A 13029-nucleotide genomic window follows, 5' to 3' on the forward strand; every position below is an offset into this window, starting at 1 on the left:
ATCCTTTACGGTTTGGGGGAGAGCCAGCCACGCGGCAGCATGCGCGTCAGCGTGGCATCGCGTTGGAAGAGATGGTGGTAAAGCGCGGCGCCGGCATGCGCCAGGACCACGGCAATCAACAGCCAGAAGCCCCATTCGTGCACGGCGTGCGACACCGCGCGCAGCTGCTCGTCCGGTGCGCTGAGCTTGGGCACGTTGAACAGGCCGAACCAGCGGAACGGGCGCAGCCCGCTGGTGGAGTCGTACAGCCACCCGGACAGCGGCATCGCAAAGATCATCGCGTACAGCAGCCAGTGGGTGAACCCGGCGATGCGTTCCTGCCAGCTTGGCGTGCCCGGCACCGGTGGCGGGGCGCCGGCATATAGCCGCCAGCCCAGGCGGGCGATGACCAGGGCCAGCACGGTCAGGCCCACGGATTTGTGCGCGGTGTAGACCCAGAAATACTTGGGCGTCTTGGGCAGCTCGCCCATGGTCAGGCCGACGATGCCCAGCACCAGGATCAGCAGCGCGATCAACCAGTGCAGGGTCTGGCTGACGCCGCCCCAGCGCTCGACATTCTTCAGGCTCATCGGCCGCTCTCCGTATCGGTGGTCGCTGGCGCCGGTTGCTCCGGCGCGGCGGGCTCGGTGGTCTTGCCGGCATCGTCGTCGCTATCGGCGCGCCCTTCGCGGACGGCCTCGGCTTCGATGCGTAGCTCGACGGTGTCGCCGATCATCGACTTCCAGGCATCCACGCCAAACGCGGCGCGGCTGAGCGTGGCCGTGGCCGAGAAGCCGGCGGTGCGGCGGAACGGCGGCAATGGATGCCGCTTGAGCGCATTGAGGGTGACGTCCAGCGTGACCGGCCGGGTGACCCCGTGCAGGGTGAGGTTGCCGGTGACCTTGGCGTGGGTCGCATCGCTGGCTTCGACCTTGGTGGAGACGAAATGCGCGTCAGGAAAGCGCTCGGCGTCGAGTAGGTTGCGTGCCAGGGTGGCCTCGTTCCATTTCGCATCGCCCAGGTCCGCGCGGCGCAGCGGCACGGTGACCTCGAGCGTTGCCGCCGCCCAGTCGTCCGGGTCGAACACCAGGGTGCCGCTGCTGCCGGATACGGTGCCTAGAGCCTTGGAAAATCCGGCATGTTCCACCGCGAACAGCACCCGGGTGTGGACCGGATCCAGTGCGTAGCGCACCGGCGCGGCGGTGGCGGCGAGGCTGGTCAGGACCAGGGCAGGGAAGGCCAGCAGGCGGGCGAGAGGCGTCATGGGCGGATTCTAGACACATCCCGGCAGCACGCGCTTGGCTTGCGTTCGCAACGATCCGTTGCGAGCATGCCGGCTGGACGTGGAAAGGATGCCCACATGCGTTTGCTGTTGTTCGTCGTGCTGGTCGCGCTGCTGGGCGCCTTTCCGTGTGCGGCGAAGATTCCCGAGATCCCTCGCTTCCGGACTGTAGGTCCCAGCGACGGGCTGCCGTCCACCATGGTGATTGCGATCGGCCAGGACCGCGCGGGGTATCTATGGCTTGGCACGCTGGACGGTCTGGTGCGGTATGACGGCGCCGGGTTCAAGACGTGGAGAAACAATCCGACTGACCCGGGATCGCTTTCCTGCAATGCCGTCCAGGCGCTTCACATTGATGCGCTGGACAGGGTCTGGATTGGCTGTGGCAAGACCCTCAGCGTCATGGACGCCGCTCGCACCAGCTTTCGGCATTACCACGCTGCAGACCACCCGGCGCTAAAGGGCGGCGAGATTTACAGCATCGCCAGCTTCGATCATGCCATCTGGGCCGGCACGACGACGGGTGCATTGGTCCGTGTCGATTCCCGCGGAAAGATGGCGTCGGTAGACCTGGACGCGGTCGAAGGCGGCCTGGGTGAGTCCATCGTCATGAATCTGACCACGGACACGCGGCATCGGTTGTGGATCGGAACCAGTCATGGCCTTGCCTATTACGATGGCAAGCGGCTGCATCGCGAATACGTCCCAGGTGAGCCAAGTCGTCAGTCGGCCATCTTTGGCCTGCAATGGACCGGGGACCGGCTGTGGCTTGGAAGCGAGTCGGGTTTGCATGTCATGGGCCCGGGCGACCAATGGTTGCCGCTTCCATGGTCGAGCATGTTCGGAAACGGCAACGAATTTTGGGGCGCTGTTGCTGCGCCTGACGGTGAATTCTGGCTGGGAAGCGGGCGCGGTCTGTGGCGGACGCGTGGCCAGCGCCCACCCGTGCCTGTCTTCAACGGAGAAGGCCAGCTGTCGCGGCGCAACGTTATCGGGTTGTTCGGCGCCGCCGATGGCGGTCTCTGGGTGCCGATGCACGGGACTGGCCTTGGATATCTGCCGGCCGACTGGAAACGGAGCGCGGTACTGAAGGCGGTTGCGCCCAATGGCGATGCCATTTACTGCAACCTTGCTCCGGCCAAGCGTTCCGGTGGTTTGTGGCAGGTGGATACGGAAGGCCGGCTGTTGCGTGTCGATCCAAGTAATGGGGACGTCTTTCAGACGGGAATTCAGTCGAAGCATCTGAAAGGGATGGAATTGGTCTCGACCCTGGAGGATCGCCTGCAGCGCGTGTGGATGGGCAACCTGAGTTTTGGTCTGTCACGGATGGATCTGCGTACCGGTGAATTCACGCACTGGCCATCGGACGGTATGGACCCGGCATCTGCGTTTTCTGGCGCGGAATGGCTGACCGAAGATGGCGATACGGTGTGGATGACCTTCATCGACATGATTCAGCAGCGCGATCTGCGCACCGGCCGTGTCCTGCAACAAATTACGGCGCAGGATCCACATGGCTTGCGTGACATCACCGTGCTGCAGCTTGAGAAGGGGCCTGATGGACGCGTCTGGGTGGCCGGCGAAGGTGGAATGTTTGCCTGGGACGCCCCTTCCAACCGGTTCGTGCCGGTTACGGGCTTTGAGGGGCCGGCCATACAGGCGTTTGCCAGTCAGTCGCCCAAGGCTGTCTGGGTGTACCGATCGACCGGTGCAGAAGAGTGGCGCCAGACTGCAACGCGCTGGACGCGTGTTCGCCAAGTGGGCCAAGCCGATGGGATGACGGGATTCGATGCATCGGCGATGCAGATGGATCCACGTGGCAGGATCTGGATTTCCAGTTTGCGCGGTCTTTGGCGGATCGATCCCTCTGTCACACCAGCGCGGGTGCGTAATATCGGCACCCGGGATGGATTGACCAGTCAGGAATTCATCCAGCACTGTCTCGTGATGGTGGACGACACGTTGATCGGCGCCACCAGCGATGGCTCGACGCTCTTGCTGGATACCGCAATGCCGGATGTCCCACCTTTCGTTCCGGCATTGCAGCTGGAACAGGTGAGTGTGCTGCGCAACGGCGCGCGTAAGGTGCTGCCGGCCGATCGTCCCTTCCAGCTTGGCCCTGACGATCGGCAGCTACAAGTTGTGACGCGGCTGCTGTCCTATAACGATCCGCTGTCCAACCGTTACTGGAGCTTCTTGAAAGGCTTCGATACGGAATGGCAAGCATCGGGCAATGCAGGTCTCCGAGAATTTGCCAGCCTGCCTGCGGGCACCTACGAACTTGCTTTGCAAGGCGTTGATCCGCTGGGCAACCGCTCGCAGGTGCGATCGCTGCGATTCACCGTCAACCCGCCCTGGTGGCGCAGCCGTCTCGGCATCGCCGTGATGGTCTTGGTCGGCATGATGTTGGGTGTCTTGCTCGCCGCCGCTTATCGCCGGCGCGTGCGTATGCGTGCGCAATGGCAACTGGCGCAGCACAAGCGTGAGCTCGCCGAACAGGCCTCGCAGGCCAAGACGCGTTTTCTGGCGACGCTGGGGCATGAAGTGCGCACCCCCATGACCGGTGTGCTGGGCATGAGTGAGTTGTTGCTGCAAACGCCGTTGGATGGGCGCCAGCAGGGCTATGCCAGCGCGATCCAGTCGGCGGGCAAGCATTTGCTGCGGCTGGTCAACGATGCGCTGGATCTGGCACGTATCGAGGCGGGTAAGCTGGCCTTGGACGATCGCGATTTCGATCTGCGTCAGTTGATCCGGCAGGTGGTCGACCTGGTGCGGCCCAGTGCCGAGCAGAAGCAGCTTGCGTTCGAGTGCCACCTGGATGAGAGCCTGCCGCGCGCGCTGCATGGTGATGCGAACCGGGTCCAGCAGATCCTGCTCAACCTGTTGTTCAACGCGGTCAAGTTCACCGAGCGCGGGCAGGTGCGTCTGCGCGTGTTGCCCCTGCAGGCGGGCGGCGGCGGTATCCGCGTGGAGGTCAGCGACACCGGGCCGGGCATGAGTGAAGAGCAGCGTGGGCGGCTGTTCCAGCGTTTCGAACAAGCCGAGGGAGGGCGCACGACCACGCGGCATGGCGGCAGCGGGCTGGGCTTGGCGATCTGTCGCGAGTTGGCAGCGGCGATGGGCGGGTCGGTGGGCGTCAGCAGCGCGTTGGGCCAGGGCGCCTGTTTCGCGGTGGAGCTGCCGCTGCGCTGGGTGAGCACGCCTGCGCCTTCGACCACCGTGGTGACGCGTGCGGTTCCGCCGGTGCACCAGGCGCCGCTGCAGTTGTTGCTGGTCGAAGACGACGTGACCGTGGCGCAGGTGATTGTTGGCCTGCTGCAGGGGCGCGGGCATCACGTCACGCACGTGTTGCATGGCCTGGCTGCATTGGCCGAGGTGAGCGCGCGCAGCTTCGACGCGGGCCTGTGCGACCTGGACCTGCCGGGGCTCGATGGCGCGGCGCTGGTGGCGCAGCTGCGCGCACGCGGCGTGCGCTTCCCGATCGTGGCGGTGACCGCGCGCGCCGATGCCGATGCCGAGCCCCAGGCGCTGGCCGCCGGATGCAATGGGTTCTTGCGCAAGCCGCTCACCGGTGACCTGCTGGCACAGGCCTTGGCGCAAGTCCTGGCCGACGATGCGATGGACAAGGCGCCGCCGGAGACGCCGGTCTGAGTCCTGAACGCCAGCGTGCGGGTACAGTGCGACTGGCGGATGGCATTGGGGAATGCAGGGACGATGGGGATCACAGTGCAGATGCGGAAACATGCCAGCTGGGTGCTGGCGGCGGTGCTGCTGCTGATGGGCGCGAGTGCGTTGGCGGCAGAGCAGATCGAAACACCACGCATGCGCCGGTTCGGTCCGGGCGATGGCTTGCCCTCGCGCATGGTGCTGGCCTTGGCACAGGACCGGCAAGGCTATGTCTGGGCCGCGACCAGCGATGGGCTGGCCCGCTATGACGGCATCGGCTTGCAGGTGTGGCAGCACGACCCACTGAGCGCGCGCTCGATCCCCGGCAACGAAGTGGAAACGCTGTTGGTCGATGACCGCGACAGGGTCTGGCTCGGTATCAATGGCTCGCCGCTGGCCATGTTCGATGCCGAGCGCGAGGGCTTTGTCAGCTTTCCCGCCGTCAGCAACGCCTGCGCCGGTCAGGTATGGGCGCTGGCACAGGCGCAGGGCGCACTCTGGATCGGAACCAGCAACGGTGGCCTGTGCAGGCGCGAAGAAGACGGCCGGCTCACGGTGTTCCGTGCCACGCCCGATGCGCCGGACGGGCTGCCCAGCGACACCATCATGAGCATGCTGACCGACGCACGCGGCCGGTTGTGGATCGGCACCGGCAGCGGGCTGGTGATGCGCGATGGCGAGCGTTTCGTGCGCATTGCGCCCGAGCGCCTGAGTGCCACGGTCTTCAAGCTCAGCAAGGATCCGGATGGCACGTTGTGGGTCGGCAGCAGCAAGGGCCAGTACCGGGTCACGCCCGCTGGCGTGCTAGAGCCTGCGCCGTGGAAGGGTGCAGAGAACGTGCGCGCCGGGACCGTGGTGCACGACGTCCACGGGGGCTACTGGGTCGCTGCCGCCGATGGGTTCTTTCGCGTGGCCCCCGGAGAAACCGCGTTGCGGGTCATGGACGGCGACCGTGGCAGCGGGTTTCTCACCGCAGAAAGTGGCGTGCTCGATCTGCTGCAGGATCGCCAGGGCGGGCTGTGGCTGGGGCTGATTTCGCAGGGCCTGGCCTATCTGCCGCCGGACTGGCAGCGCTTTTCCACCATCTTGCAGACCCAGGGCAGACCCCTGGAAAGCCTGTACCTGGTCAATGCCGCTGCCGATGGCGACAGCTTTCTGGTGACCACCGGCGACGGGGTGTATCGGCTTGGTGAACAGGGTGACGTGGTGCCGGTGGTGCACAGCGCGGCGCTGGGCGGGGGCACCGTGCAATCGGTGTTGCCCAATGCCGACGGCAGCCTGTGGATTGCGCTGCGGGATGACGTCACGCACTACGTCCCTGCGACCGGCAAAAAGCGCCGGCTTGGGCTGCAAGTTAACCAGGACAAGAGCCAGCGACCGGAGTTGATGGCGCGCGGGATCGATGGCGAGTTCTGGCTGTCGATTGTGGGAGGTGGCGTGCAACGGCGTGCCGCAGACGGGCGCCTGCTGGCGGAGTTCCGCTTCGGGACCGATCTCAGCGAACCCGGCGGCATGGTGCAGCAGCTCACCATCCGGCCAGACGGCTCGGCCTGGGTAGCGGCTGGCGATGACCTGTGGGTCTGGCAGGGCGAGCGCTTCCGCCGGGTGATCGACGATGCCGAGCACGAGGTCTATGCACTGGCATTCGTGTCGCCAAGCGAGTTCTGGGCCGGGCGCCCCGGGGCGCTGGAGCGATATGGTTGGGATGGCCACAAGGCCACGCTGCTTGAGCGCGTGGGCCATGCGCAGGGGATGCCGGCCACCGAGATCCGTGGCCTGGCGGTGGGGGGCACTGACACGGTGTGGGCCACCACCTCGCGTGGCTTGTTCGCCTACCGACGCGGCCAACCGCAGGTGCGCATGTTCGGTCAACGCGACGGCCTGCCGGACAGCGAATTTTCGATGCGTCCGCCAGTGACCGGCCCCAGCGGGCAGGTGTTGGCGCTGACCACCAGCGGCATCGTGTTGTTCGATCCCACGCGGCCGTTCGCCCCGGTGCCGCAGGCGCAGTTGGTGATCCAGTCGGTACAGGTACGCCGCAACGATGCCGAACGCCCGCAGCAGGTGCCACACAAGCGGCCGATCGTGCTGCAGGCCCGTGACCGCGACCTGCGCATCAGCGCACGGCTCCTGTCGTTCGTGGATCCGGGGCTTGCCCGTTATCGCTATCGCGTGGACGGCTACGACGAGCGTTGGGTGGAGCAGGGCGCAACCGGCGAGCGTGTCATCTCGCGGTTGCCGCCGGGCGACTACCAGGTGCAGGTACAGGCACGCGCAGGCACCGGCGACTGGGTCGCCGCACCAGCGTTGACGCTGCAGGTGCAGCCACCGTGGTGGCTGAGTCCGGCGGCGCAGATGGTCGCGGCGGCGGTGTGCTTGTTGTTGTTCGGTCTGGGTGTGTGGGCGTGGCGGCGGCGGGTGCGGCGTCAGCAGGAATGGGTGCTGGCGCGGCAGCGTCAGCAGCTAGCCGAGCAGGCATCGATTGCCAAGTCGAACTTCCTGGCAACGCTGGGGCATGAAGTGCGCACGCCCATGACCGGCGTGCTGGGCATGAGCGAGTTGCTGCTGGCCACGCCGCTAGACGCAAAACAGCGCGGCCATGTCGATGCGATCCGCAAGGCGGGTGCGCATCTGCTGCGGCTGGTCAACGACGCGCTGGATCTGGCGCGCATCGAGGCCGGCAAGCTGGAACTGGTGCAACAGCCGTTCGAGCCGTCGCAGCTAGCCCAGGAACTGGCCGATTTCATGCATCCCATCGTTGAGGCACGCGGCCTGCGCTTTCACTATCGCAATCAGCTGCCCGCCGCGCTGGTGGTGGTGGGCGATGCCACGCGCGTGCGTCAGATCCTGATCAACCTGCTTGGTAATGCGATCAAGTTTGCCGAGCGCGGCGAGGTGGGGCTCACCGTCAGCCAGCATGGCGACTGCCTGCGTTTCAAGGTGCGCGATTCCGGGCCGGGCATCGGGCCGGAGCAACAAAAACGCCTTTTCCAGCGCTTCGAACAGGGCGAGGGCGCGCGCACCAATGCGCGCTACGGGGGCAGCGGACTGGGCCTGGCCATTTCGCAGGAACTCACCGTGGCGATGAAGGGCAAGATTCGTGTGCGCAGCCGGCTCGGGGTCGGCACCCAGTTCACCGTGGATCTGCCGTTGCCGATCGACCGCTCGCCCTTGCGTCCGGTCGCCGGCGAGGCGCGCACGCCAGCCGGCGCACCGCTGCGCATCCTGCTGGTGGAAGACGACCCCACTGTTGCCGAGGTGATCAGCGGCCTGTTGGCCGGGCGCGGCCATCGGGTGGTGCATGCCGCACACGGCTTGGCGGCCTTGTCCGAAGCGGTCGATGGCGAGTTCGATGTGGCGCTGCTGGACCTGGATCTGCCCGGGCTGGATGGCTTCGCGCTGGCGGCGCAACTGCGTCGGCTCGGGCACGCATTCCCACTGCTGGCGGTGACCGCACGCGCCGATGGCGACGCACAAGCCCAGGCACAGGCCGCCGGGTTCGATGGGTTCCTGCGCAAGCCGGTCACTGCCGACATGCTGGTCGAGGCGATCGCCGCCGTGCAGGCTGCAGTGCGCGAGCGTGACCGGGCAACGCCGCTGCTTGGGTGACTTGGCGACGTCGGTCACTGGTGATCTTCTACTGCGACCGGATGCAAGACTCGGCGTAGCGCTGGTCAACGCGGCGCCGAGCGGGAGTGCAACGCTTCGATTCGCCCAGCAATGCGTGGCAACGATCGCGCCTGGCAGTAGTTGATCCTGAGTGGCGGTAGGGCTGCCACTCGACAAGGACCGACGTGATGCGTCCCGCGTCGGTAACGACATGCGCGCTGCTTCGCCGCTGGCTGCCACACGCTGCCGGCCTGATCCGGGCAAGCCGGCTGACGCTACTAGCGCAACGCTATGCGTCCGCAAGTACAGATGCCTCGCTGCGGCTGTTCGGGAAGACACTGCACGCATGCAGCCGATGGCCCAGCGGAGCAGTGCAGCGCGCAACCCGTCGCGGATTGCCAGCGTGAACGCTTGAGGTTGCTCGCGCTTGCCGGCGCAGCGCGTGGCCCGCACTATGCGGCGACTTGTCGTGAAACGTGTCCAGTGCGCCTTTTTCCGTCTGTTCTCCATTGTGCTGTCGCCTTATTGTTGCTGGGCCTGTGCGTGACCGTGTCACCGGCACTGGCCGCGCGTGCGCCGGTGATGCCGGTGCCCAATCAGGTCACGGTTGCAGACGGGTTGCCATCGGACGTCATTGGTGAACTGGCCGAAGACAAACAGGGCTACCTATGGCTGGCCAGCGACGACGGGCTGGCCCGCTTCGATGGGCGTAATTACCGCATCTGGCGGATGGAAGAAGGCCTGACCGGTAACGCGATCTGGACCATCTGCGTCGATCAGGACAACCGGGTCTGGATGGGCTTTGAAAATGGCGGTGCCGGGTTTCTCGAAGCCAAGACACGCACCTTCAAGCCCCTGGAGAATGCGCAGTTCCCCGAATTGCGCCAGATCACGGTGTGGTCGCTGGCGCAGACCCCAAACGGCGACATCTGGCTCGGCACTGCAGCGAACGGGCTGTATCGCCGCCGCCCCGATGGCAGCATGCAACAATTCTTGAATGTGCCCGGCGACTCGGCCAGCCTGCCCGCCGACGCGGTGAACGCACTCCGCGTGGCGCCCAACGGGACGCTGTGGATTGCAACTCCGGGCGGGCTGGTGCGCTGGGACGGCAAGCAGTTCACGCGTGTGGCGCTGCCGGGAAGCAGTCAGACGGTGGGCCGGCTGCGTTTGGAGCGCGATGGCAATACGTTGTGGGTGACCGATGGAGCAGGCGAGCTGTTTCGCCTGGATGCCGAGGGGCGTTTCAGTCCCCATCCGTGGCAAAACCTGCCCGCGAACCAGGCGGTCTATAACGTCTTGTTGCGCGATCGTCGTGGGCGCTATTGGCTCGATACCAAGTCCGGCATGGCGCTATCTGAGAACGGCACCGATGTGGTCCGCGTGCCGATCTACAGTTTCACTGCGCACAGTTTGGTAAATCGCAACTGGATCGACTCCTACGAGGATCGGGAAGGCGGGCTGTGGTTTGCGGCGCTGGAAGGTGGCCTGTGGCACCTGCTGCCGCATTGGGACACCTTTGCGGTGTTGGCGCATCGCCCCAAGGAGCCTCACTCGCTGGCCAATACGTCCGTTCTGGCGACTGTCGCCTCGGCCTCGGGCGGGGTGTGGCTGGTCGGCAGCAAAGGTGTGCTGGAACGGCTCGACCCTGCCACCGGCCGCTTGCAGACGCATCTGGAGCACATCGACCCGCTGCACCCGCCCGACTCGGTCTTCGAGGACACACGTGGGGTGGTCTGGATTGGCGTGGAAGGCACGCTGGTGCGCTACGACCCGCGGACCCGGCAGGTCAAACGGTTACCCATCCGTGCAGATGTGGCACCTGATGCCGAGGGGGCCGCCGATCGCCCCCTGTGGATGGCAGAGGATGGGCAGGGGCAGCTGTGGGTGTCGGTGCTCGAATACGGCCTGCAGCTGCGCGATGCACAGGGCACCCTGGTGCGGACCATCGTCAACGGCACGCATGGGCTGGAGCCGCTGACCATCTTGGATATCGGCACTGGCCCGGACGGCCAGGTCTGGCTGTCCAACAACGCCGGTCTGCGGCGCTGGGACCCGCGCGCGGATCGGTTTGTGCCGGTTCCCGGTGCGCCGTCCCAGGCCACCTATGTGTTTCGGTTCGCCGAAGGCGGCGTGGTCTGGCTGGGCGTGGTCGGCGAAATACGCCGGTATCTGTGGGACGGCACCCAGCTCAAGCTGCTGGACACCATTGGCAAGGACCAGGAATTCCCGATGGTGGCGCCCAACGGGTTGGTGGTTCATGCCGGTGGGGTGGCCTGGGTGTCGAGCCAGCGTGGGCTGATCCGGATCGACCCCGGCAGCAAATTGGTGCGCGTGTACGGTGTGCACGACGGGCTGCCTAATCCGCTGATGATCAACCGGACACTGGTGCAAGCCACTGGCGGGCAGATTGTCGGTGCGGCGCCGGATGGGGTGGTGGTGTTCGATCCTACCGCCATGCATCCCAATACCCGCAGGCCACCACTGCTCATCGAGCGCGTTGGCGTGCGGCGTGGCGAGCGTGGTCTCGACATCACCGGGCAGGAGCCGCTCACCATTCTTGACGACGACCGCGACCTGCACATCGTTGCGCGCATGCCCACCTTTACGCACCCGGATTCGTCCAGTTACCGCTTCCGCCTCAGTGGCTACGACCCGGATTGGATCGACGTCGGCCCCAGCGGCGAGCGCCTGTTCTCGCGCCTGCCACCGGGCGACTACACGCTGGAAGTGCAGGGCCGCACTGCCGACGGCATCTGGTCGGCCAGCCAGACGCTGACGTTCCAGGTGCTGCCGCCGTGGTGGCGTAGTCCGTGGGGGCTGGTGCTGCTCACCCTGCTGGCGCTGTGTGTCGTGGTGGCAGCGGTGCTGCTGTATCGCCGCCGCCTGCGCCGCCTCAATGCCTGGCAGCTGGCCGTGCACAAGCAGGAGCTTGCCGAGCAGGCGTCGCTGGCCAAGACACGCTTCCTGGCCACGCTCGGCCATGAGGTCCGCACGCCGATGACCGGTGTGCTGGGCATGAGCGAGCTGTTGTTGAAGACGCAGCTGGACCACAAGCAGCGCAGCTACACCGAATCGATCCGGCGCGCCGGCTCGCATCTGCTGCGGCTGGTCAACGATGCGCTGGATCTGGCGCGCATCGAGTCCGGTCGTCTGGAGCTGGATCTGCAGCCGTTTTCGGTGCGCCAGCTGGTGGCCGAAGTGGAAGCGCTGATGGCGCCGTTGGCGCAGGAGCGCGGGCTGCGTTTCAGCCTGGAAGTCGGCTTGCTTGGCGACATTACCGCCAGCGGCGACCCCACCCGTATCCGCCAGATCCTGCTCAACCTGCTCAGCAACGCGATCAAGTTCACCGAGCGCGGCGTGGTCGGACTCAAGCTCAGCACGCTCGGTTCCTACCAGGGGCTGCGCTTCGAGGTGGCCGATACCGGGCCGGGCATCAATGCCGACCAGAAGGCGCGCCTGTTCCAGCGCTTCGAGCAGGGCGATGGCGCCAAGACCACCTCGCGCTACGGCGGCAGCGGCCTGGGCCTGGCCATCTGCCAGGAGTTGGCGATGGCGATGGGCGGGCATATCGAAGTGATCAGCCGCCTGGGCGCAGGTACGCGCTTCGTCGTCGACCTGCCGCTGCGCTGGGTCGCGTCCAATGCCGTGCTGGCCGGCGAGGTGGCACGCGACAGCGCGAACGTGGCGCCCTTGCGCATCCTGCTGGTGGAAGACGAACCCACCATCGCCGAGGTCATCGTGGGCCTGCTGCGCGCGCAAGGGCATTCGGTGGTGCACGCACCGCACGGGTTGGCCGCCCTCACCGAGGCCGCGGATAATGCATTCGATCTGGCACTGCTGGATCTGGATCTGCCCGGGCTGGACGGGTTCGCACTGGCGCGGCAGTTGCGCGTCTTTGGCTATGACATGCCGCTGATTGCGGTGACCGCGCGCTCGGACGAAGCCGCCGAACCCACGGCGCAGCAGGCAGGCTTCGACAGTTTCCTGCGCAAACCGCTCACCGGCGACATGCTGGCCGATACGATTGCCGACGCGCTGCGGCGAGTGCGTCCGCGCGAGGAGTTGTAGCGCGGGATTGGTGCGCGGAGTGGAGCAAAGCGGCTTTGGTATTTCCTGCGCTAGCCCGTTAACGGCGACATGCTGGTCGGTACGGGTGCTGACGCATTAGAACCTGTTCACGATCTTTCCTAATCAGTGCAGACTATGCGGATGCGCCAAAAGACCTATCCGAGCGACATGAGCCGGGAGCAGTTCGAACACGTGCTGCCGATCCTGGAACAAGCGCGTAAGCGCACCAAGCCACGCCGTGTGGATGTGTATGAGGTGTGGTGCGCAGTGTTGTACGTGCTGCGAACCGGTTGCCAATGGCGAGCGCTCCCCAGCGACTTTCCGAAGTGGCGGACCGTGCACTCGTACTTTGCCAAGTGGAGCGAGTGCGACGATGAGGGAGTGAGCCTGCTGGAGCAGGCACTTAAAAAATCAGGTTGGCGTGG

The 13029-nt window shown here is 65.9% G+C and carries 6 protein-coding genes; 4 read left to right on the top strand and 2 right to left on the bottom strand.

Annotated features, from left to right (window positions below; all coding sequences use genetic code 11):
• Positions 1 to 5: 5 nt before the first annotated feature.
• Together QRM89_RS11410 and QRM89_RS11415 are read right to left on the bottom strand one after the other, a co-directional pair.
• Entirely contained in the window at positions 6 to 569 is a 564-nt protein-coding gene (locus tag QRM89_RS11410; RefSeq protein ID WP_014508516.1) for a cytochrome b, read from the bottom strand.
• Positions 566 to 1243, bottom strand: a complete 678-nt coding sequence (locus QRM89_RS11415) for a YceI family protein (RefSeq protein ID WP_011037974.1) — start codon at positions 1241 to 1243, stop codon at positions 566 to 568. Before QRM89_RS11415 ends, QRM89_RS11410 begins: the two co-directional genes overlap by 4 nt.
• A gap of 96 nt (positions 1244 to 1339) precedes the next feature.
• On the opposite strand from QRM89_RS11415, the gene QRM89_RS11420 reads away from it, so the two are divergent.
• The 4 genes from QRM89_RS11420 to QRM89_RS11435 all read left to right on the top strand — a co-directional run.
• Entirely contained in the window at positions 1340 to 4912 is a 3573-nt protein-coding gene (locus QRM89_RS11420) for an ATP-binding protein (RefSeq protein WP_285448059.1), read from the top strand.
• Between the two features lie 81 nt (positions 4913 to 4993).
• Complete coding sequence (locus QRM89_RS11425; RefSeq protein ID WP_285448060.1) at positions 4994 to 8536, top strand: ATP-binding protein; 3543 nt, start codon at positions 4994 to 4996, stop codon at positions 8534 to 8536.
• Positions 8537 to 9118: 582 nt separating this feature from the next.
• Positions 9119 to 12604 carry an ATP-binding protein gene (locus QRM89_RS11430; RefSeq protein ID WP_285448065.1) on the top strand — a complete coding sequence of 1162 codons (3486 nt, stop codon included), beginning with the start codon at positions 9119 to 9121 and terminating at the stop codon, positions 12602 to 12604.
• A 141-nt stretch (positions 12605 to 12745) separates the two neighbouring features.
• On the top strand, positions 12746 to 13029 hold a 284-nt coding region (locus tag QRM89_RS11435), incomplete at its 3' end, for a transposase (RefSeq protein WP_285448061.1).

Origin of the sequence: Xanthomonas sp. LMC-A-07 (genome assembly GCF_030208825.1) — a bacterium.
Taxonomy (GTDB): Bacteria; Pseudomonadota; Gammaproteobacteria; order Xanthomonadales; family Xanthomonadaceae; genus Xanthomonas; species Xanthomonas campestris.